We start from the raw sequence: 20,982 nt of genomic DNA, 5'->3' as shown, positions 1-20,982 counted from the left end.
ATGGGAGAAGTCAACCTCACCGACGTTCGCAAAGAGTACGAAGATGTCATCGCTGTCGAAGGCATGAACCTGACCATCGAAGACGGCGAGTTCGTCACGCTGGTCGGGCCATCCGGGTGCGGCAAATCCACCACCCTGGAGACGATCTCCGGCCTGACGACACCGACGAGCGGCACGATAGAAATCGCCGGTCGAGACGTGACGAACAAACCACCGAAGGACCGGAACATCGCGATGGTGTTCCAGAACATCGCGCTGTTCCCCCACATGACGGTGTACGAAAACATCAGTTTCGGCCTCCGGCTCCGGGACTTCGACCAGGAAGAGATCGACCGCCGGGTCGAGAACGCGGTCGAAATCGTCCAGCTGGAAGGGATGCTCGACCGCAGCCCCGACGAGCTCTCCGGCGGCCAGCAACAGCGGGTCGGTATCGCCCGCGCCATCGTCCGCGAGCCGGACGTGTTCCTGATGGACGAGCCGCTGGCAAACCTCGACGCAAAGCTCCGGGTGGCGATGCGGACGGAGATCCAGCGCCTCCAGAAGGAACTGGGCATCACGTCGGTGTACGTCACCCACGACCAGGAAGAGGCGATGACGATGTCCGACCGCATCGCGATCATCAACGACGGGGAGCTCCAGCAGTGCTCGCCGCCGCTTGAGTGTTACAACCGGCCGGTGAACACGTTCGTCGCACAGTTCATCGGCAGTCCGTCGATGAATCTCTTCAACGGCCAGGTTGACGGTGACGACCTCGATGTCAGCGATTTCAGCGTCGAGTTCGATACGACTAATACGCCGCTCCAGCAGGGCGACCCGGTCACGGTGGGAATCCGGCCGGAGGACATCTACCTCGCGGCCGATGCCGACGACATCGCGCACCCGAGCCGCCCCGTCACGGTGTCCGTGGACGTGCTGGAGCCGGTCGGCGACCAGACCTACGCCTACCTGCTGTCCGAAACTGACGGCGACACCACGGAGCTGCTCATGAGCGTCGATCCCGACAAGGACCTCAGCGAGGGGGACTCAATCGAGGTCGTGTTCTCCCGTGACGACGTGCACGTCTTCGACGGCACCACCGGTGACGCGATCACGCACAGCCTCGTCGATGCTGCTGCAGTCGCCGAGGAAACGGCTGTCGAGGGGGAAGCCTGAGATGCCAACGACCGCTGGCATCGCCTACGTCGTCGCGATGACGCTGCTGTTCGCGCTCTGGATCTACGGCGCGGTGTCGCTGTACTTCGATGTCCGGTACCGGTTCCTGCCCAAGCTTCTCAGTTGGCTCAGAGAGCGGCGGTCCGAGCGACGGCAACTGGCGTAGTACCGGACAATCGCGGTTTGTCTCGGTTCTCGACCCGTTCGTTTCAACATAGCAGCCGGTTTTCACTGCCCGACGCCAGCGGCATCCCTCGCCGACGTGTCAGGAGTAATCACAAGAGATATGTGCGTTGCTGGTGTTCTTTCCCATATGAGCGAATTACCAGCTATTGGTCTCGGAACGTGGCAGAACACCGATCCGGAGGTCTGCGCGGAGAGCGTTCGGACAGCCCTGGAGATGGGCTATCAGCACATCGATACAGCACAGTACTACGGCAACGAGGAAGCCGTCGGTGAGGGAATCGCCAGCGCCGACGTCCCGCGGGAAGACGTGTTCGTCGGGTCGAAGGTCCACGCGGAGAAGTTCGGACTGGCCCACGACGAAGTCATCGAGGGACTGGAGGTCACGCTCGACCGACTGGGACTCGACTCCCTCGACCTGCTGTACGTTCACTGGCCGGTCGGGAACTACGACGCCGCCGAGACGATGCCGGCGTTCGACGAACTCGTCGACCGCGGCCTCATCGATCACGTCGGCGTCTGTAACTTCAGTACGGAACTTCTCGACGAGGCGATGGACCACCTGGAATCCCCCCTGTTCGCCCACCAGGCGGAGACCCACCCGCTGTTACAGCAGGACGAACTCGTCGAACACGCTCGGGAACACGACTACTACCACGTCGCGTACTCGCCGCTGGCCCGCGGGGACGTCTTCGACATTCCCGAGGTCGAGGCTATCGCAGAGAAACACGACGTGAGTGCGCCACAGGTCAGCCTCGCGTGGCTGCTCGGCCGCGAGAACGTCCGCACAGTGCCGAAGGCGACGAGCGAGGCCCACATCCGGGACAACTTCGGCGCGCTGGACCTCGAGCTCGACGACGAAGACATCGAACGAATCGAGAGCATCGAGCGAACCGAGCGGTACGTCGAACGCGACGGCGCGCCGTGGCTCGAAGACTGAATCCGGCGTGAACGCTGGTTGCGTGTAGTCAGTGTATCGGAGACGCACAGGCCTTTTTCGAACGCGATTGAGGTTTCGCCGGCAGGGCTGTATTATCGAGGTTTCGATGAGAGGGGGCAATCGGGAACCGAGACAAGCGAGTGTCTTCCGCCGAAAACAGTGTTTACCAGGACGTGATGGAAATATCTCGAAGCGGCTGTGCCAGCGGGATGTCCACCGTCGACCCGGTGTAGTGTGAGAGGTAGAACCCGACGATGATTTCGAGGGACCTGACGGCCTCGGTGCCGGGCGAGTAGTTCTCGGACTCGCCGTTGAGCAGGTCCTGCACGTGTGTCGCCGCGTTGGCGAACGAGCGCTGGTAATCGTCTTCCCAGGTCCACGCGCCCTCGATTCCGGGCAGCGGCTCCTCGACGTGGTCGCCGTCTTCCAGCGACCAGTAGCGCCACTCGCCGTCGTCGTTGTTCATGTACAGTTTGCCCTCGGTTCCGATGAAGTTCAGCGTCATCGAGGACATGTCCCGCGGGATCGTGCAGTCGACGGTCACGAAGGAGTCGTCGTCCATCACCACGTGCCCGCCGCCACCGGCGTCGACGACCTCCTGGGCCGCGTCCAGCGAATCGACGGCCTCGTTTTCCCCTGTGATGTACCCGCTGACCTCCGAGGCTCTGGTATCGAGGAGGTAGACGAGCGTGTCCAAGACGTGCGTGGAGTTCCGCATCAGCTCCATCCGGTACTGCGTGCTCACCGACTTGACCTCGCCGAGGAGGTCGCGGTCGTTGATGAGGTCATGGAGGCGCTGGAGTTTGTCCGTGAACCGGAACGAATGGTTGACGACGAGTTCGGTGTCCGTCGCCTCGCAGACGTCGATCATCTCCTCGGCAGCGTTGACCTGCGAAGCGATGGGTTTCTCACACCAGACGACGTCCGGGTCGGCCGCCGACTCCGCGGCGGCGACCGTGTGTTCGTGGTGGAGAAACGACGGCGTACAGACCGAGACCACGTCCAGGTCCTCCGCCGCGAGCATCGCGTCGTGACCGACGTACTGGCGGTCCTCTGGGATATCCCACGCGTCGCCGAACGTCGACAGTTTCTCCTCGTCGACGTCGGCGACGGCGACGAGTTCGATCTCGGAGGTGCTCGCGTAGCCGCCGGCGTGGCTCGCTTCGATCTTCTCCGTGCCGATCTCGTCCTCGTCGTGCATGCCGAGGATACCCATTCCAGCGATACCGCCCGTTCCGATTATGCCTGCTCTATATGTCATGTGTGGTGGTGCCGTGGCTGGACACAGACGTGGCTCGGGCGCCGTCTGCAGCGCTGACGAGACAGTCCGCTACCAGCGGCTGGCGCTCTCCGTAGATAACACATCAGTAGCGGACCTTATAAATCTTTGAGTGTCCGTGCCGTGGTCGGCGGGGAAGGCGACCCAGCGCCGCACAAATCAGGGAACTCCTACTCGTGAAGCGATGGCGCGACGAGCTGTCCGTTGTCGAACTCGATAGGTGACGGCTCCTCGACGACGCGGAGGTCCTCGCGGTCGCGCGCAGCCTCGACGAGCGCTGGTGACGCGTAGAGCTGGTGGAGGTGCATCGTATCGGCCGCACGGAGCACGCGAACGGTGTCGGTGTCGACGACGCCGATGGTCGACAGCGCAGCGACGATGCCGGCCCGGTCTGTCTCGACGACCGGGGGTAACTTCACCCCGCGGATCGTGCTGGCCGTGAGGGCGTTGATGAGCGAGGTCTGTGCGTCGAGTTCCGCGACGATGTCCTCGTGGACAACGTCTGCCGAGCCAACGCCCATCGCGTTGCCGTGGGTCTTTTCGGTCAACCCCCGGGTGAAGATGCGCTTTATCTCAGGCGTCTCCGGGGCCGGTTCGTTAATCGAGAACGGCCGGCGGCCGATGACGTTGGTGTCGAGCCCCTGGCCGCTGATCTCTTTCCCCTGACGGTCGAATACCACGAGGTCGAGTTCCTCGAACGGGAGCTTCGGCATCAGTTCGTAAGCGGTCTCTAACAGTTCCTCCTCGCGGTCGAGAAAGCCGCTCGGCGGCACACCCTCTATCAGCGTGGTGTCGTCGTGTTGGTCCTCGACGATTGCGACGCCGCCGACGATGGGCAGCTCTTCGAGGAGCTGGCCGGTAATCTCTGGGATCATCCGTCTGAACGACCAGTCGACGGCCCACTTGTGGGCGATCTGTGCGCCGCGTTGCTTGCCCATACCGATGACCAGCATCTTCGAGAGCCCGCTCTCGACGGGGCCGCCGAAATCCGTGTGCGGTTTGATGCGGTTGATCGGGATGATGGCGTCGGCCGCCACGGCGTTGTCGTCCGCGACGACGGGAACGTCACGGTCCGGTGTTCGCCCGACTTCGACGACATCCATGGTCGACCGGATCTCACAGCCGATAGCGGACTCGGTTACGCCGAGTTCGTTCAGCATCGTTCGCTGGCCGTCGCCGGTGGCCCCGCCGTGACTCCCCATCGCCGGGAAGACGAACGGCTCGTAGCCGGCGTCCGAGACCGCGTCGACCACGCCGGCGACGATGGTGGGGAGGTTTGCGATACCGCGGCTCCCGACGCCGAGTGCGACTTCGCCGCCCTCAGGTACGTCGGCAAAGGACAAGGATTCGACCGCCCGGGCCGCGTGTGCCGCGACGTCGTCCGGTGCTATCGGGTCGGTCTCCCAGACCTGCTCGATGACGCCGAGTTCCGGGAGCGGCGGGTCGCCACAGGCCTCGATGATTGTCTCTTCCGGCACGGAAAGCGCCCTGGCCGCGATCTCTTGATCGCTTGCGTCCATACGTGACCTATCAGCCCGTCAGGTCATAAACGTGACTCACCGGTCCGACGAACCCCAGCCACACAGCACGTCTCGAAACGTCCGTTTCAGCGTCCCCGTTCGATACTAGTCACAGCAGCCCAACGCGCTCGTCATGTGTCCGGATCTGGGACGACGATCACGGCCACGTCGTTGACGTTCGTCCCCGTCGGCCCGGTCTCGATTGTCGCTCCGGCTTCCGACAGGTACGAGCCGGCATCGTTCGCGAGAAGCGCGTCGCGAGCGCGCTCGCGGTCGTCGACGACACTTGTATCGGCGACGGCACCGGCGACGTCGGAGCTTCCGTCTTCGCCGTCAGTGTCGACGGCAGCGATGACCGCATCGCCGTCGTGAGTCAGTGCGCCGGAGAGGACGAACTCCTGATTGGGGCCACCCTGGCCGCCGTCTCCGGTCACGGTCACGGTCGTTTCGCCACCGGCGAGCAGGACGGCCGGCGGCTGAACCGGTGTGCCCGCGGCCGTGGCTTCCTCGGCGATGGCGACGAGCGGTTTCGCCACTTCGCGGGCCTCGCCGCGCAGGCGAGACGTGAGGACCAGCGGTTCGTATCCGGCTTCCCGTGCAACGTCAGCCGCGGCTTCGAGCGCGGTCGCGTTGTCGCCGACGAGGAGGTTCGTGACCCGGTCGAAGGCCGGGTCGTCGGGAAACGGCGTTTCGGGAATTTCCCCGTCTCGGCCGGCTTCCAGGTGCTTGCGAACAGCCGGCGGCGGGGTGAGGTCGTATCTATCGAACACTGCCAGTGCGTCCTCGTACGTGGTCTCGTCCGGAACAGACGGCCCACTTCCGATGGTCGAGAGGTCGTTTCCGACCACGTCACTGAGAAGCAACCCGGCGACAGTGGCGGGAGCCGCGCGCCGTGCGATCTGCCCGCCTTTCAGGTCCGAGAGGTGCTTGCGAACGGCATTGATCTCCCCAATCGGAACGCCGCCGCTGAGGAGCCTATCGGTCGTGGTCTGGAGGTCGTCCAGAGTCAGCTCCCCGGCTGGGGCTGACAGAAGCGCGCTGGCACCCCCTGTCAGGACAAACAGGACTAGCGTGTCCTCGTCGGCGTCGTCGACAGCGTCGAGGATATCGGTCGTCGCCTCGACGTTCCGATCCGACGGCAGCGGGTGATCACCGACGGAACTCCGGACTGTGTCAGTGTCGACGGCCTGCTTGACGACGATGTGACCGTCGCTGATGGCGTCGCCGAGAATCGATTCCAGCGCTCGGGTCACCCCGCCGGTAGCTTTCCCACCGCCGACGACAACGACATCGCTGTAGCTGTCGAGGTCGTACGTGGCCTCACCGATTGTCAGCGTGGCACCGTCGCGTTTGATCGCCGATCTCGTGGCGACCGCGGGAGCCGCTGCATCCACGGCGGCCTCGATACAGTCGAGAGCCACCTCATGTGCGGGGCTGGCGGCGAGTGCAGCTCGGTTGCGGATCATACCATCCCTTCCACCCGGGTCGGTAAAAAATCTACCTCGAAAGCAGGCTCAGCGGGCGCTATCTGCAGCCATGAGATACCAGCCCTGGCCGTAGGGCGTCACCGTCAGCGGCGCTTCTGGCCCGCCCGGAGGACCGGCGACGCGGCCGACCGCTCCCTCGTCATCGACGACATGGGTCACCGCCTCAAGAGCGTCCTCTGCCGCATCCCGGTACTGTGCCTCGTCGAGGAGCCCGAGTTCGATGCCGCGGTTGAACGCGTAGGCGAACATCAGCGTCCCGGAGGACTCAAGCGGCGTATCCGTGTCGTCCACGAGATTGTGCCAGAAACCGCTCCCGTCCTGGAGCGGCAGCAAACTCTCGCAGTGGCTTTCGAAGTGGTCGATAAGTTCGTCCCGCTGATCGTGGTCATCCGGCAGCCGGTCGAGGATTTCGACGGCCGCCGCGGCGGCCCAGCCGTTCCCCCGCGCCCAGAACGTCCCTTGCGGGTAGTGGTCCGGCGTTTCGACCCAGATATGCCGAAACAGTCCGGTTCGAGGGTCGCGCAGATGCTCTGCGTGGACCAGATACTGCGTGACGGCTTCGTCGTGAGCCGCTGGCTCGTCGGCGGCCTCAGCGTACCGGCTGAAAAACGGACACATCATGTACACCGAATCGATCCATAGCGATTTGATTCCGGCTACCTCCGGGTCGTGGTGAGGGATTCCCCCGGTGTCCGTCCGGTCGACTGACTGGAGCCATTCGTACTCTCCCCTAGCCGCGTCCAGGTACCGCTCGTCGCCCGTCCGCTCGTAAAAGTCGAGTACGCCGTGCCCGATAGCTGTCGTGTTGTTGGTGTTCATGCACTTTTTCACCGTGAGTTCCCAGCTAGCCTCGTACTCCCGACCGTGACTGAACACCTCGATAGGATAGCTCGGCCCGTACCCCAACTGTCCGTTATCGTCCTGCGTCGCGACGGCCCTGTCGACGAGGTCTCGGGCAGTCTCGACAGACTGCTCGCTCCCTTCAGCGAGGAGGCCGTTGATCGCGACGCCGGTGATCCACGATTTCCCATCGAGATCGAGGGTTCTGAGATGCGACGCTGCACGTGTTGCTGGCTGTGTGGGGTTATCTGACGACATCTGATCGCTATATCAGACTGCCAGCCGTATTATTAAAAAAGTATGTGTCCGGAGGACGCTTTCGGTGGTGAACGGCCGCACAGATTGTGGTTCGAATCCCGGACTGTCTACGCTATTAGATTCTAAAAGCTACTATATGTGTTTATATAAGTAGCATTTGATATTATATTTGGCCATAATAGATCTAATATAGATGGTATAAATTAATAAAATCGAATTACATATAGGTATCCTACATATAGTATTTATAAACACCACGTTTATGTTCATAACTAGGTTTTATAGATTAGGATAGTATAGCTTGTATAGGCCTACGTTATGGCTGTTTCTATAGCTGACTAGTTCAAACCATCCCGCAGGGTTCGAACAACAGTACCAAGATCACCTACACGCCCCGGTATGTCGTGCGCTCCCAAAACCATCCGTGCCCGATACGGCCGCGCTTACAGGTCAAACAAGTCCGCCGCAGTAGTTCCCATCACGCGCTCCCGGTCCGCCCCGTCCGGGACGACGGCGTTGATGTCGGCCAGCGCCGTGTCCACGTCTTCCTCATCGAACGGGTAGTCTGTCCCGAACACGAAGTGGTCGACGCCGACCGTTTCGACCGCCGCGTTGAAGGCGGGCTGGTGGAAGGAAATGGTGTCGTAGTAGAACTCCTCCAGGTACTCGACGATGGGTCGGTCGGGCCGCGCAGCGGGGTCGTCTATCTCCCGCCGTCCCCGGTCGAGTCGCCCGGCAAGGTGGAGCAAGGCACCGCCCATATGCGAGAGGACGACATCGAAATCGTGGTCGTCGAAGAAGCCGTCGTAGATAAGCCGAGCGACCTGGAGCGTCGTATCCGTCGGGAAAACGACGAGCGGATTGAGGAAGGATTCGTTCTCGTCGAGTATCTCGCTGAGCCGGTTACCGTGCGGGTGAATGAACGCCGTCAGGTCGTGGTCATCGATGGCGTCGAAGACGGGCTTCAGTTCGGGGGCGGAGAGTTTGCCATCGGGGAGTGCGGTCGGTAGCGCGACGCCACAGAGGCCCGGGTCGTCGGCGATGCGATTGACCTCCGCCCTGGCTGCCTCTGGCTCTCGAAGCGGGAGCATGCCCAGCCCGGTGAGGCGGTCCGAGGAGGTCGCCGCCGCGTCCGCGAAACCGTCGTTGATGGCACGGACAAGCCGCGTCGACTGGTCGGTCGTGAACGCCGAGGCCAGCGGGTTCGGCGTCGAGACGGAAACGAGCGTCCGGTCGATATCATACTCGTCCATCCACGTGATGCGGGCGTCTATGTCCACGAACCCCTCGTTGACCGGGATGCGGTTCCCGGACGCGACGCTCGCCGTCCCGGAGAACTGGTGGCGCATATACAGCCGGTCCCCGTCTGTCTCGAGTCCCACTGGAGTGTCCATGTCCAGTAAGAGGTCAACGAACGGTTCCGGCAGGTAGTGGTTGTGTACGTCGATACGCATACGTCCATGATCGGCCCGAATCGGCCTAAAGGTTCCCCACGTAGCGGCCAGCAGGTCTCTGGTGACTTCGCGGAGAGATTTCAACGAGGGGAGTAGGCGGTCCGCCGGAGCGTCAGGTGACTGACCCCGGCGGGGTCACGTACTTCACGGTCCAGACTGCGAGCTGGAAGAACGTGTACGAGACCAGCATGATGACCAGGACGACACCGAACATGTAGCCCAGGTCACCGGTCTTCCAAGCCAAGATGATCTGGTAGCCGATACCCGACGACGAGGCGATGAATTCGGCAACGATGACGCCAACAATAGAGAGTTGCACCGTCGATTTGATGCTACTCGCGATGTTGGGCAGGGCCCGCCAGAACCGGAAGTACTTCACCATCTGCCAGCGGCTCGCACCGAGTACCGTTCCGAGGTGCTGGTAGCGCTCCTCAAGTTCGTTCATTCCGGTTATGGTGCTGATGAACACCGGGAAGAAGCCGACCCAGGCACCGAACGTGCTGACCCCGTTGATGCCAATGGCTATCTGCGCATCGGCGGCGGTCATGGCCGGGAAGATGTACGCCGATGGCCCGGTGAACGTAAACAGCGTGAAGCTGCCACCGACGAGGAACCAGATAATGAACATCGGCGCGAGCACCGGGTGCGGGACGGCGTATGCGAAGATTATGAGGGGCATCGTCATCTGTCGCAGCGTGTATATTTCGGCAATGATCACGCCGAGGAGGACGCCCAGTGCCACTGCCAGGATGAAGGCGACCACGACCGAGGAAAACGTCTCTGAGACACGCACGACGATGGTGTCGGCCCGCGCCTGCAGTGAACTAACCGTGTACCCGATGTCAGCGACGATGCGGTTGTTGCCGATGACGCGTGCGATGCCCTCCCAGAGGACGATGAACAGGATGCCCGTAACCAGCGTCGGGAACTGACGCTTGATCCACCGTTTCGCCAGCGCGAGCCGCCGTTCGGAGAGTGCCGACATGTTATTCGGCCCCCATAATCGACGATTCGCGCCAGAAGATCATCTTGCTCTCGATCAGGTAGACAATCAGGACCACACCAGTGCTGATCAGCCCAAGCACGAGGACGATAGCGAACGCCCGCGCGATGCTCGTCCGGCCGATGGCCGAGGCGGCCTGCGAGCCGATACCGAAGGTCCCGCTGACGAACTCGCCGACGACCGCTCCGATCATCGCCAGAACGAATCCGATTTTCATGCCGTCGAAGATGAACGGAAGGCCGTTCTTGAACCGAACGTACTTGAACTCCTGCCAGGTCGTCGCGCCGTACACCTCGAGCATGTTCTCGGTGTCCTCGTCGATGCTTCTGAACCCGTCGATGGCGGCGATCAGCATCGGGAAGAACGCGACCCAGACCGCCATCACGTAGTTCGCGAGGTAGAGCATCGAGACGCTGTAGAAGCTAACCCAGTAGATCACGAGCGGGGTCATCGCGATACGCGGGACGGTGTTCGTTCCGATGATGAACGGCATCAGCGCGTTCAGGAGGCGGTCGCTCGCGACGAGCGGAATCGCGATGACGATAGAGAGCGTGAGCGCCAGCAGGTACCCGACCAACGCGGCCGAGAGCGTGTTCGGCAGAGCAGCGACGATAGCCGGCCAGATGCGAATGAGTTCGGTCACCACGCCCATCGGCCCGGGGAAGTACTTCGGGTTGAGCGACAGGACCGTCGTAACCGCTTCCCAGAACGCGATCAGCAGGACGAGGCCGAACGCGGAGAGCGTCCAGCGGGTGATTCTGTCGCTGTCAATGCTAAACCGGCCGCCGCCGGAAATCCCGTCGCCCAGTTTTCGCACGGCGCTCCCGATCATTGCAGGCTCTTGAAGTGCTTGTGGAGTTCGGCGGACAGTTCGACGAATCGGGTGGTACCTCGCGTGTCCTCGTCTCTGGGCCTGTCGAGGTCGATATCGATGACGTCCGCAACTTCTCCCGGACGTGGCGAAAGCACGACGACCCGGTCGGAGAGGAACACCGCCTCATCCAGGTCGTGGGTGATGAACAGGATTGTCTTCTCCGTCTCGCGCCAGATTCGGAGCAGTTCGAGGTTGAGTTCGTCCTTCGTCATCGCGTCCAGCGACCCGAACGGCTCATCCATCAGGAGCACTGACGGATTGTAGATCAGCGACTGGCTGATGGTGACCCGCTGTTGCATCCCGCCGGACAGTTCGTTGGGGTAGGAGTCACCGAATCCTTCCAGCCCGACGAGTGAGAGGAGTTCGTCGGCCCGGTCCTCGTAGTAACTCATGTCCTTGTCGATAGCGCCGTTCTCCGTCAGGATCTGGACGGGGAGCATGATGTTCTTCCGGACTGTCCGCCACTCCAGAGCGACCGGATGCTGGAAGACGAGACCGACTTCCTTGCGCTCGTGCTGGGGGCTCTGGACGTCGACACCGTTTATCTGGACTGAGCCGTCCGTCGCGTCGAGGATGCCTGCGGCCATGTGTAACAGTGTCGTCTTCCCGCAGCCGGAGGGGCCAACGACCGACACGAACTCCCCGCGTTCCACGTCCAGATCGATGTCCTCCAACGCGACCACGGACTCCTCTGCGACGGTATCCGCACCATAGACTTTGTCGACGCTATCGAACGAAATCGTATAATCCACGGACTCGGTGTCGTCGGTTCTGGATTGCTGTTCTATCTTATTATTCATTACTATTTGTTGGTGCTTTTCCGTGCCACATAAACGTAACTGTTCAGTAGAGTTACTTGTTTCCGGCCCATCCCCCTACGATGTCTCGCTAGCGCCGGGAGGATTCGGTAAATCGGGTGCTGTTCGCCGTCACGTCACAGTTCCGCCATCGAATCGCTCATCGATGCACCGCATCGAAGAGGGGGAAGGGTGGGTTGACGACCCCTTCCGTGCGAAGGTCGGCCCGTAGCTGAGCCCTCAGTTGCCGGACTCCGCCTCTTCGAACAGGTCCCAGACCATACCGGCTGTCTCTCCGAGCTGATTCCATTCTTCGTCGGTGAAGGTGACCTTCTCGGTGTTCTCCCAGGGTTCCGAGATGACCATCTCGCTCGCGGACGGGAGCGCGTCGGGGTTGTCGACGAGCGCCGGTCCGGCGTTCTCAAGCACGTTGGCGACGCCGTCCTCGGTGAAGTAGCCGAGGCCCTCGTCTTTCATATCGAGCGTGACGGCCTGGGCGCAGTTCACCTCGTGTTGGCCCGTGAGTTCCTCTTCCGTCCAGGTCTGGAGATTCTGATTGACCTCGTTCTTGAGGTAGTCGAGGAACGCCGACTGGTTGAGCAGCCCCCACTTCATGGCCTTGAAATAGCCTGTCATGACCTGACCCATGAACTCTGGCGCGTTCCCCTTGTTTTCGTACCAGCTGTTGTTCACCCAGATGGGGAAACCGGGGAAGCCGCCGAAGGCCGTCAGTGGGGTGACGCCGAGTTCTGCGTCGACCTCTTCCTGATAGACGGGTAGGAGGTCAATGGAACCCCAGACTGCGGCGACTTCGCCGTTGGCGAGCCGCGGCGCGGCGACCTCTTCGGTCCCCTCTTGGAGCGTCACGTCGCTCGGGTCAACGCCGACGAGGTTCGGGTAAACCTGGATCGTCGCCGCGGCGAACCCGGATGCAGCGAGGATCGTCTTGCCAGCGATGTCGCCACGGTCCTCCATCATATCCTTGCGCCAGATGAGCGAGAGGAGTGGCCGCCCACGGGCGAGACCGACCATGCTCATGTCCAGCGCTTCGGTGTTGTCCGTCTCTGGATACACGCTGAGTGCCGTTGTCATCGACGCGATGCCCATCGGCTTGTTACCGGTGCCGATGTTCTGGGATTCGGTGTCCGAGCCGTTCCCGCGGACGCCATCGATGTTCGGGACGCCGGCATCCTCCCAGTACCCTCGACCTTCGGCAACGTGCGTGTGACCCCACGACGGCTCTATCTTCCAGGGTGTCGTGAAGACGGCCTCCGTCTCGTCCATGAAGCCGTTCGCCTCGGTCGATGTGCTCCCACCGTCGCCGGAGGCCTCTGTCGGTGTGCTTCCCCCGCTGTTGCCGTCACCGCCACCGCCGCCGTCACCAGAACACCCGGCGAACATCGCCGCGCCAATGGTCGCGGCGGTGCCGTGCAGGAACTTTCGTCGGTCGACTTCGCCCGGTAATACGGCGTCTAGGTCGTCGATAATTCGTTCTTCGGATGCAGTTGGTTCTCGATCAGGCATATAGTAGAATGATTCACTCATATTACATAAGTATTGTTGTTAATTAAATATCGATATTTCACATATGGCCACAGCGCAGAACTCACCCGTTCACGCCGGAAGCGGGCGGTTCACGCTATCTTCGGGTGCTTGATAGCCGAGGCCTATTGGTGTCCTAGCGATCCGTCCCGAATCCCGCCAATCACAAACATCATCGCGCAACCGGTTCGCCAAACCACAGGGCATCGCCTCGGTCAGGGCAGCGAGGGCGTCGACTCAGGAAGATACGTATAATGTTCGCATATATCGAAATTATATTTCGTGAAGAATGCGCAGATAGAGGGTCAGAGAATACATAATAACATATGTACACCCGTTATCCACTTACTGTTGTCTTAATGTTCGTGAGGATCGAACGAACAGTATTGATCGCGCGACCGCCGCGTCCGGTTCTGAGCGCCGGAGAATCAGGCGAGAGAGAGTTCGAGTTCGTACTCGTTGACCTGTTCCGTGAGGACGTCAGCCAACTGTCGTTCTCGGGCCGGGTCCGAGAAGGAGTGTTTCGGGCCGGTGATGCTGAATCCGCCGATGACGGACCCGGACTGCTCCGTCGCCGCGACGCCGATAGCGTACAGATCCTTTATATTCTCCTCGTGGTTGACGGCGTAGCCCTGCTCGCGTATCTGCTCGAGTTCTGCGAACAGTTCGTCCCGGTCGGTGATGGTGTGATCAGTCTCCTGTGGCATCCCCCAGTTGTCGAGGATCTGTTCGACTCGCATTCGAGGCATGGCCGCCAGCATCGCCTTCCCGATAGCCGTGTTGTGGAGGTAGAGTCTGTTGCCGAGTCGCTCGTGTGCCCACCCCATCTTATTGCCCGACGCAGTGTGAATGAAGACGGCCTGACCGCCCATCTCGACTGCGAACGTCGTGCGGAAGCCGACCTCGTCGAAGAGACGCTCGGTGTACTCCCGGGCGAGGATGAAACCCTCCTTGCGGGTCCGAACCTGGTTGCCCAAGCGGAGCAGTTCCGGGCCGAGGTAGTACACATCGCCGCGTTTGACGACGAACTGCTTCGTTTCCAGGGTAGCGAGGTGTCCGTGGACGGTACTCTTGGGGAGGTCCATCCGCTCAGCGACAGCGCTGACGCCGGCCCCGTCGACTTCCTCGAGGAGCTCCAGAATCTCAATGGACGTCGCCGTAGTCTGCAGGGTTTTCGATCCAGTGTCGCGGTCCATATGCTTGTTATGGGGACCGCTTAGTATAAAGTTCGGGATATTCGAACACAGTGCCGGTCACTGCAGTCAATAGGCGGTGACGAGTCCGGGTCGCAGACGCGCCGCTCGCTTTGACGACTCGTTTTCCGTATTCCTCCCCTGAAGCAGCGCTTTAGACATCGGCCCAGGCGTCGCGTTCGGCCGACTCGTACGCCGCGTCGAGGACCCGGAGTAACTGGACCGCGTCGTCGACAGTCGCCGGCACGTCTCCGGTCTCGTAGCCTTCAAAAAAGGCCTGGAAGTAGTCGTAGACGAAGTCGCCCCACGCCGGGAACCGGTCGTATGTGAACTCGTACTCGATTGTTCGCGTGGGCGCAGCGGACCATTCGGGGTCCTCGGACGTCAGTTCGAGCGGAATGGTCGGCTCGTGCTGGAGCGCGTCGTGATGAACCGGCGTGAGAGCCTGCCCTTCTTTCCCGTACAGACCGAAGTGCGTGTCTTTCCCGCGGTCGCTTAGGTAGTAGCCAGAGTGGTACGTGCCGAGCGTGCCCCCCTCGGTTTCGAACTGCACGACGCCACCGAGGTCGACGTCAGCGTGGGGGTCGTCCGCCGCTTCGTGGAACTGAGCGTTGACCCGGTCAATGGGGTCGTCGAGGATCCACGGCATCATGTCGATCCAGTGGGGACCGACCCACTGGAGCGCGCCGCCGCGACTCGTCTCGTAGTCGTAGATGTAGTGCGTGGTGTCGCGGTAGGACAGTTGACTTGCGTTGAATCGACCTTCGACGGTCCAGATGTCGCCAAAAAAGCCGTTCTGGACGCGCTCGCGGAGGTCCATCGCGACCGGGTTCTTCCGGTAGTACATCGTCGGTGCGACGGTCACGCCCCGTTCGTTCGCCCGCGTGGCGATGGACTCGAGGTCCGCAGCGGTCCGTCCAATCGGTTTCTCGCTGACGACGTGAACGCCCTCGTCGACGGCGCTCGAAACGATGGCCGGCGTTTCGTCACTCCGATACGTGATCCAGACGACATCGATATCCGCTTCGGCCACCAGGCGATGTGGGTCTTCGTACACGGACGCGCCGGCGACGAGATCCGAGACGTTCTGGCCCTCCGTCGTCACCTCGTCCGGTCGCTCGTCCATCGCGGTGAGGTTCTCGACGTCGACGCGGCGGCCGGGTTCACAGACGGCAGTCACGTCGAGGTCCAGACCGCTCGCAACGGAAAAGTAGGGGTCACGGTGGTGATGATCGACGCCAACGTAGCCAATTTTCGCAGGCATGTCAGAAAATCGGTAGAGATAGTACAAGAAAGTACGGGTTGCGGACCTCCCGTGCACCGAACCCGGGCCACGGATGACTAGACCGGCCTGTGGACGTGGGTGACCGAAACGCTATTAAGACTTGAAGCACCTCGTTTTGTTGACGGAATACGCTATGCAAGACGTTGGCATCATCATGAACGGCGTCACCGGTCGGATGGGGACGAATCAGCACCTCATTCGGTCGATTCTGGCGCTACGCGAGGAGGGCGGCGTAGAACTGCCCGGCGGCGAGCGGGTCGTCCCCGACCCGATTCTCGTCGGTCGAAACGAGCGGAAGTTGCAGGCGCTGTGTGAGGAACATGACGTCGACCGGTACGCGGTCGACCCCGAACTGGAAACCGTGCTGGATGGCGACGACGAGATCTACTTCGACTCCCAGGTCACGCCGCGTCGGCCTGAGGCCCTCCTGAATGCTATCGATGCTGGCAAGCACGTCTACTGCGAGAAACCACTCGCGACGGACCTCGACGAAGCAAAGGAAGTGGCCCGAGCTGCCAAGGAGAGTGACGTGAAGCACGGAATCGTTCAGGACAAGCTCTGGCTCCCTGGGCTGATGAAGCTCCAGCGGCTCATCGATCACGGCTTCTTCGGCGACCTCCTCTCGGTGCGCGTCGAGTTCGGCTACTGGGTGTTCACGGGCCACGTTCAGCCCGCTCAGCGCCCGTCGTGGAACTACCGTGCTGAGGACGGCGGCGGGATCATCGACGATATGTTCTCCCACTGGAGCTACGTACTCGAAAATCTCTTCGGCGATGTGGAGACGGTCAGTTGTCTCGGAAAGATCCACATCCCCGAGCGTGTTGACGAGAACGGCGAGGCCTACGAGGCCACCGCGGAAGATGCCGCCTACGCCATCATGGAACTCGAAGGCGACGTCGTTGCACAACTCAACTCCTCGTGGACCGTCCGCGTCAACCGGGACGATCTGCTCGAGATCCAGGTTGATGGGACCGAGGGCAGTGCGGTCGCGGGTCTGCGCGAGTGCAAGACTCAGCACCACTCCAACACCCCCAAGCCGGAGTGGAACCCCGACACGCCGAACGAACACGACTTCTACGACGACTGGGAGGACGTCCCGAACAACCAAGTGTTCGAGAACGCGTTCAAGGAACAGTGGGCGAAATACATCCGCCACGTCGTCGCGGGCGAACCGTTCCCCTGGGACTTCCGCGAGGGTGCGAAAGGCGTGCAGCTGACCGAGGCGAGTTATCGGTCCTGGGACGAGGGCCGACGGATCGAGGTCCCCGAACTGGAGCTCTGATGTCGGCGGTCACTCCTGGCGAAGCGTACAGGCACTGGAGCGGGACGGTGTCGGCCACGTGGAGCACTCGTGCCGTTCGGAATCGCCGACGCCGATAGTGGACAGTACGGTGACCGGACCCCGGGGTTCATCCCGACAGCCAGCGGTAAGTGAGTAGCCGTCCCATCGGCGACGATTAGAAGAAAGTACTAAAATGGTCTGGAATCTTTTGCTGGTATGACAGTCTCAGTTACGGACACAGAAGTTCGTGTCTTCGACCTCGAAACGCGGATGCCGTTTCATTTCGGTAACGTCGAAGTCACCGAGATTCCGAAAGTTTTCCTCCGGATAGATGCTGAGATCGACGGCGAGACTCGGACCGGGACCGCGATGGGGGGCCTGATCCCCGGATGGTTCTATAAGGACCCGGACATGCGCCTCGCCGACGGCCTGACCAATATGATCGAGGTGTTCCGGGCAGGTGTGGACCACGCACGGAGGCTGGAGCCAGCGCCAACCGCCTTCGCCTGCTGGTGGTCGCTGTACGAGCGCCAGCGAGAGTGGGCGAGCGGAACGGACCACCCGCCACTCCTGTGGTCATACGGGGTCAGCCTCGTTGAGCAAGCTCTGATCGAGGCCGTCTGCCGGCGGAAGGACACCACGTTCGCGGATGCAGTCAGGGAGAACTCACTCGGCATCGACTTGGGTCGCATCTACGAGGAACTCTCCGCGTACGAACCTGCCGACCTCCTGCCGGCGGAACCGCTGACCTCCACCGCGATACGCCACACTGTCGGCCAAGAAGACCCCCTGACCGACAATGACTTAGCACCCGAGTCCCGCCTCGATGACGGTCTCCCGCAGACGCTCGCGGAGTACGTCCGCCAGGACGACGTGAGCCACTTCAAAATAAAGCTCTCCGCGGACGTGGAGCGGGACCGCCAACGTCTCGTGGAGATCGCCGAGCTGCTCGCCGATCTTAGCGTCACGGAATACCGATGTACAGTCGACGCCAACGAAGGCTACGAGTCCGTCAAGGAATTCAAACGCCAGTGGACGTCTCACGCTGACGAGCCCGCCCTTGCGGACCTCTTCGAACGACTCACCTACGTCGAACAACCCCTTGCTCGCGATGACGCGTTCACGTCCGCGACGAAGGACGTTCTCGAACGGTGGGACGACGCTCCGCCGATCATCATCGACGAGTCGGACGGGCGGATCGACAGCGCTGGGACGGCCCTCGAGTACGGGTACGCCGGAACGAGTCACAAGAACTGCAAGGGCGTGTTCAAGGGCGTGGTCAACGCCTGCCTGATCGCTTATCGCAACCGCACCGACACCGACCAGCAATACGTATTGAGTGTCGAGGATCTGACAACTGTGGGCCCGGTGGAGCTTCTACAGGATCTTGCAGTGACGGCGACCATCAGCGCCGACCACGTCGAACGGAACGGGCACCACTACTTCCGGGGCCTCGATGCGTTCCCCGAATCGGTACAGAACGAGGTCCTGGAGGCCCATGGCGACCTCTACCGCCGTCACGAGGATGGCTTCCCGACGCTTGACGTGCAAGACGGAAGACTCGACCTGACCTCAGTCGTCGACGCGCCGTTCGGCGTCGGGGCTACGTTCGATACCGATGAGTTCACCCCGGTCAACGAGTGGCTCGACCGGTTGCACGCCTGAAACGACAATCGAAGTGTTCTCACACCGTACTTCTCCTGATGAATTACCACCGTTCACTACTATCAGGTGCTGCTAACATGAATTGTCAATACGAATATTATATATCACTAACGGCTGTTAGTGCCACTCGATGCTCAGTAGCAGTGGTAACACAAAGGAGCAACAGATGCTGGCTGTCAAACTCACGATCAACCAACACGGTATCGACATGAATAGCTCCATATCAGAGTTTGATGGTACTATATACACCCTATTTCGATTTATTTTACCATATATTAGTGTAAATTAGAGATTTTAGATATTATATCTGAATTTATCTTCTTGTATAGGGCTAATATATGATTGGGCTCCGAAATACAATCGTTCTCTGAATCTATTAGCGAGTCTGAACGCTGTTGACATAATTTCAGGTCGGACCGTCTCTACTCACTCTCTCACTCAGATCGATATCAGTACGTAACCTAACAAGGAGAGTGATTCGGCTGGGGATTGGTCAGACCCCAATGGTCCGGGGCTCTTCGAGAAGGGACTGCCTGAGGAAGAAGACGAATGCTGGCAAGACGAGCAGGACACTCACAGCTGTGATTTGTCCACAGAAGTCCCTTTGTCTCTCAGAAAGCGCGAACAGCCCGACAGTCAGAGGCCAGAGTTCACGTTCCGACATCAGCACCTTTGGATGATGTACTCGTTCCAAGAGACTGCGTAGGGAAAACAGCGCAACAGCGATCAGTCCTGGTTTTGCCATCGACAGTGACATATATTTGAACGCCTCGAACCGCGTCGCACCGATGAGACGTGCCGATCCTTCGAGTGTAACGGAGGTGATTTTTGTCGGTGACCCTAACTATGCTGTATGGTCGTTCCACTGGAGATGGGCTGGCGTCACCTGTTGTTCGAGAACTGGCCGGTCGATCCAGAGATGATGGACGCCCATCTTCCTGCGTCGCTCACCGCGGACCGTCACGACGGGAGCGCGTGGCTCTCAGTGATCCCATTCACGAACGTCGCCGTTCGGCCGAAGGGAGTTCCCCAGGCGCTGGGCGTGCGGCTTCCGGAGATCAACGTCCGGACGTACGTCACGCGTGACGGCGTTCCGAGTGTCTACTTTTTCAGCCTAGACGCCCAGGGGCTTGCCAGCGTCACTGGTGCTCGTTTGTTTCACCACCTTCCGTACTACTACGCCCGGATCGCGCTGGAGATGAACGACGGGCGCGTGCGGTTCGAGAGCCGGCGACAACATCCCGGTGCCCGTCCCGGCCGCTACGAGGCCACCTACTGGCCGACTGGCGAACCGTTCGACGCGCCTACTGACCCACTGGCGGAGTTTCTCGTTGAGCGCTACCGCTTCTACACCGAAGCACCTGACGGGTCGATCCGCTACACTGATGTCGATCACGACGCGTGGACGCTGTACCCAGCCACCGCGACCGTCGAAACCGACACGCTGTTGCGGGCAGACGGCTTTGCCTGCCCGGACGCGGAGCCGAGATACTATTACAGCCCAGGGCTGGATGTCGTCGCATCTCGGAGCAAGCGGCTGCGGGAGGACACAGATGACTGGTAAGACGGATACCGATACGGGTATCGCATTGGACGATGCAGTCGTGTTGTTCGACGGCTTCCGCACTTCCCTGTCCCACGTCGTCGCAGCCGTTACAACGGATTCGGACGGAAAGACCAGTATGCTCTCCGACGAAGACGTCAGCCACCGGTTCCGCTACCCCATAGCGACCGCGAGATGGAACAGGCCGATGAGCGTGAACCCGGCTGCGACCAGCCAATCGCCCGGTCGGGATCCCATGTGCCGCTGTGTCGCCGCACGGAGAAACCACCAGCCAGCGATCCATGCGAGCAGGTACGGCGCGAACCACGCCGCAAGCCAGCGCGATGCGAGCAGATCGACAATCCCGATAGAAACGAGAGTGTAGCTGACGGCGTGATTCATTATCTGTGCAATCCCGCGGACGTCCGACCGCTTCGTCTGGTATGTGACGACAAACAGAGTGAGCGGACGCAACGAGTCGCCATCGGTCGGTATCGCACCGTCGAAGTCCAGTAGCCACGGCATTGCGAAGTGAACGGTCCCTAGAACAACGGTGAACGTACCACAGATGAGGAATCCGGCTACAAGAGCGAGGTCGGGGATCATCGGTAGACAGACGTTTCATCGGGGGGATATTGGGTGTGGGGATTCCATCGACCTGCCACCGGCGACTGTAACGACGACG

The 20,982-nt window shown here is 61.1% G+C and carries 18 protein-coding genes; 6 read left to right on the top strand and 12 right to left on the bottom strand.

The genetic code is table 11. From position 1 onward, the window contains the following. The 3 genes from C444_RS17525 (at position 1) to C444_RS17520 (ending at position 2,275) form a co-directional block, all read left to right on the top strand. The gene (locus C444_RS17525) at positions 1-1,152 is read left to right on the top strand and encodes an ABC transporter ATP-binding protein (protein WP_004594387.1); all 1,152 of its coding nucleotides are present in this window, start codon (positions 1-3) and stop codon (positions 1,150-1,152) included. 1 nt (position 1,153) lies between these two features. Beyond that, positions 1,154-1,318, top strand: a complete 165-nt coding sequence (locus C444_RS22455; RefSeq protein ID WP_004594386.1) for a hypothetical protein — start codon at positions 1,154-1,156, stop codon at positions 1,316-1,318. Between the two features lie 147 nt (positions 1,319-1,465). After that, on the top strand, positions 1,466-2,275 hold the full coding sequence (locus C444_RS17520; RefSeq protein ID WP_004594385.1) for an aldo/keto reductase: 810 nt from the start codon (positions 1,466-1,468) through the stop codon (positions 2,273-2,275). 163 nt (positions 2,276-2,438) lie between these two features. Here the strand turns inward: C444_RS17520 and C444_RS17515 are convergent, their stop codons facing one another. The 11 genes from C444_RS17515 to C444_RS17465 all read right to left on the bottom strand — a co-directional run bounded on the left by C444_RS17515 (position 2,439) and on the right by C444_RS17465 (position 15,786). Further along, complete coding sequence (locus C444_RS17515) at positions 2,439-3,536, bottom strand: Gfo/Idh/MocA family protein (protein WP_049909592.1); 1,098 nt, start codon at positions 3,534-3,536, stop codon at positions 2,439-2,441. A gap of 188 nt (positions 3,537-3,724) precedes the next feature. Then, positions 3,725-5,074, bottom strand: coding sequence for a nickel pincer cofactor-dependent isomerase, group 22 (locus C444_RS17510; RefSeq protein ID WP_004594383.1), 1,350 nt, complete (start codon positions 5,072-5,074; stop codon positions 3,725-3,727). 131 nt (positions 5,075-5,205) lie between these two features. Beyond that, entirely contained in the window at positions 5,206-6,540 is a 1,335-nt protein-coding gene (locus C444_RS17505) for a glycerate kinase type-2 family protein (RefSeq protein ID WP_004594382.1), read from the bottom strand. Between the two features lie 48 nt (positions 6,541-6,588). Continuing rightward, complete coding sequence (locus C444_RS17500; protein ID WP_004594381.1) at positions 6,589-7,659, bottom strand: glycoside hydrolase family 88 protein; 1,071 nt, start codon at positions 7,657-7,659, stop codon at positions 6,589-6,591. Between the two features lie 443 nt (positions 7,660-8,102). Next, positions 8,103-9,113, bottom strand: a complete 1,011-nt coding sequence (locus tag C444_RS17495) for an amidohydrolase family protein (RefSeq protein ID WP_004594380.1) — start codon at positions 9,111-9,113, stop codon at positions 8,103-8,105. A gap of 112 nt (positions 9,114-9,225) precedes the next feature. Continuing rightward, a complete protein-coding gene (locus tag C444_RS17490; RefSeq protein WP_004594379.1) occupies positions 9,226-10,098 on the bottom strand; it encodes an ABC transporter permease in 873 nt (290 codons plus the stop codon). Position 10,099: 1 nt separating this feature from the next. Continuing rightward, positions 10,100-10,948 carry an ABC transporter permease gene (locus tag C444_RS17485; protein WP_004594378.1) on the bottom strand — a complete coding sequence of 283 codons (849 nt, stop codon included), beginning with the start codon at positions 10,946-10,948 and terminating at the stop codon, positions 10,100-10,102. Next, positions 10,945-11,790 carry an ABC transporter ATP-binding protein gene (locus C444_RS17480; protein WP_004594377.1) on the bottom strand — a complete coding sequence of 282 codons (846 nt, stop codon included), beginning with the start codon at positions 11,788-11,790 and terminating at the stop codon, positions 10,945-10,947. Before C444_RS17480 ends, C444_RS17485 begins: the two co-directional genes overlap by 4 nt. 237 nt (positions 11,791-12,027) lie before the next feature. Then, positions 12,028-13,311, bottom strand: coding sequence for an ABC transporter substrate-binding protein (locus C444_RS17475; protein ID WP_049909591.1), 1,284 nt, complete (start codon positions 13,309-13,311; stop codon positions 12,028-12,030). Between the two features lie 446 nt (positions 13,312-13,757). Then, positions 13,758-14,525: an IclR family transcriptional regulator gene (locus tag C444_RS17470; protein ID WP_004594375.1), complete on the bottom strand. Its 768-nt coding sequence runs from the start codon at positions 14,523-14,525 to the stop codon at positions 13,758-13,760. Positions 14,526-14,676: 151 nt separating this feature from the next. Continuing rightward, on the bottom strand, positions 14,677-15,786 hold the full coding sequence (locus C444_RS17465; protein ID WP_004594374.1) for a Gfo/Idh/MocA family protein: 1,110 nt from the start codon (positions 15,784-15,786) through the stop codon (positions 14,677-14,679). Positions 15,787-15,940: 154 nt separating this feature from the next. Here C444_RS17465 and C444_RS17460 point away from each other — a divergent pair, with 154 nt between their 5' ends. The 3 genes from C444_RS17460 to C444_RS17445 all read left to right on the top strand — a co-directional run bounded on the left by C444_RS17460 (position 15,941) and on the right by C444_RS17445 (position 20,318). Then, on the top strand, positions 15,941-17,089 hold the full coding sequence (locus C444_RS17460) for a Gfo/Idh/MocA family protein (protein ID WP_004594373.1): 1,149 nt from the start codon (positions 15,941-15,943) through the stop codon (positions 17,087-17,089). A gap of 216 nt (positions 17,090-17,305) precedes the next feature. Beyond that, on the top strand, positions 17,306-18,754 hold the full coding sequence (locus tag C444_RS17455; protein ID WP_004594372.1) for an enolase-like domain-containing protein: 1,449 nt from the start codon (positions 17,306-17,308) through the stop codon (positions 18,752-18,754). Positions 18,755-19,607: 853 nt separating this feature from the next. Continuing rightward, a complete protein-coding gene (locus tag C444_RS17445; protein ID WP_004594370.1) occupies positions 19,608-20,318 on the top strand; it encodes a YqjF family protein in 711 nt (236 codons plus the stop codon). A gap of 153 nt (positions 20,319-20,471) precedes the next feature. Here the strand turns inward: C444_RS17445 and C444_RS17440 are convergent, their stop codons facing one another. Further along, entirely contained in the window at positions 20,472-20,903 is a 432-nt protein-coding gene (locus tag C444_RS17440; RefSeq protein ID WP_004594369.1) for a hypothetical protein, read from the bottom strand. Positions 20,904-20,982 lie beyond the last annotated feature (79 nt).

The organism is Haloarcula japonica DSM 6131, assembly GCF_000336635.1.
Lineage (GTDB): Archaea > Halobacteriota > Halobacteria > Halobacteriales > Haloarculaceae > Haloarcula > Haloarcula japonica.
The sequence above is the reverse complement of the archived record's forward strand: the minus strand, read 5'-3'. Positions and strand labels throughout refer to the sequence as shown.

Bases quoted from the DNA above. Each gene is read 5' to 3' on its own strand.
- C444_RS17470 (WP_004594375.1), bottom strand. From the start codon at position 14,525: ATGGACCGCGACACTGGATCGAAAACCCTGCAGACTACGGCGACGTCC.
- C444_RS17485 (WP_004594378.1), bottom strand. From the start codon at position 10,948: ATGATCGGGAGCGCCGTGCGAAAACTGGGCGACGGGATTTCCGGCGGC.
- C444_RS17525 (WP_004594387.1), top strand. From the start codon at position 1: ATGGGAGAAGTCAACCTCACCGACGTTCGCAAAGAGTACGAAGATGTC.
- C444_RS17475 (WP_049909591.1), bottom strand. From the start codon at position 13,311: ATGCCTGATCGAGAACCAACTGCATCCGAAGAACGAATTATCGACGAC.
- C444_RS17465 (WP_004594374.1), bottom strand. From the start codon at position 15,786: ATGCCTGCGAAAATTGGCTACGTTGGCGTCGATCATCACCACCGTGAC.
- C444_RS17520 (WP_004594385.1), top strand. From the start codon at position 1,466: ATGAGCGAATTACCAGCTATTGGTCTCGGAACGTGGCAGAACACCGAT.
- C444_RS17510 (WP_004594383.1), bottom strand. From the start codon at position 5,074: ATGGACGCAAGCGATCAAGAGATCGCGGCCAGGGCGCTTTCCGTGCCG.
- C444_RS17440 (WP_004594369.1), bottom strand. From the start codon at position 20,903: ATGATCCCCGACCTCGCTCTTGTAGCCGGATTCCTCATCTGTGGTACG.
- C444_RS17460 (WP_004594373.1), top strand. From the start codon at position 15,941: ATGCAAGACGTTGGCATCATCATGAACGGCGTCACCGGTCGGATGGGG.
- C444_RS22455 (WP_004594386.1), top strand. From the start codon at position 1,154: ATGCCAACGACCGCTGGCATCGCCTACGTCGTCGCGATGACGCTGCTG.
- C444_RS17500 (WP_004594381.1), bottom strand. From the start codon at position 7,659: ATGTCGTCAGATAACCCCACACAGCCAGCAACACGTGCAGCGTCGCAT.
- C444_RS17515 (WP_049909592.1), bottom strand. From the start codon at position 3,536: ATGACATATAGAGCAGGCATAATCGGAACGGGCGGTATCGCTGGAATG.
- C444_RS17480 (WP_004594377.1), bottom strand. From the start codon at position 11,790: ATGAATAATAAGATAGAACAGCAATCCAGAACCGACGACACCGAGTCC.
- C444_RS17490 (WP_004594379.1), bottom strand. From the start codon at position 10,098: ATGTCGGCACTCTCCGAACGGCGGCTCGCGCTGGCGAAACGGTGGATC.
- C444_RS17495 (WP_004594380.1), bottom strand. From the start codon at position 9,113: ATGCGTATCGACGTACACAACCACTACCTGCCGGAACCGTTCGTTGAC.
- C444_RS17455 (WP_004594372.1), top strand. From the start codon at position 17,306: ATGACAGTCTCAGTTACGGACACAGAAGTTCGTGTCTTCGACCTCGAA.
- C444_RS17445 (WP_004594370.1), top strand. From the start codon at position 19,608: ATGGTCGTTCCACTGGAGATGGGCTGGCGTCACCTGTTGTTCGAGAAC.
- C444_RS17505 (WP_004594382.1), bottom strand. From the start codon at position 6,540: ATGATCCGCAACCGAGCTGCACTCGCCGCCAGCCCCGCACATGAGGTG.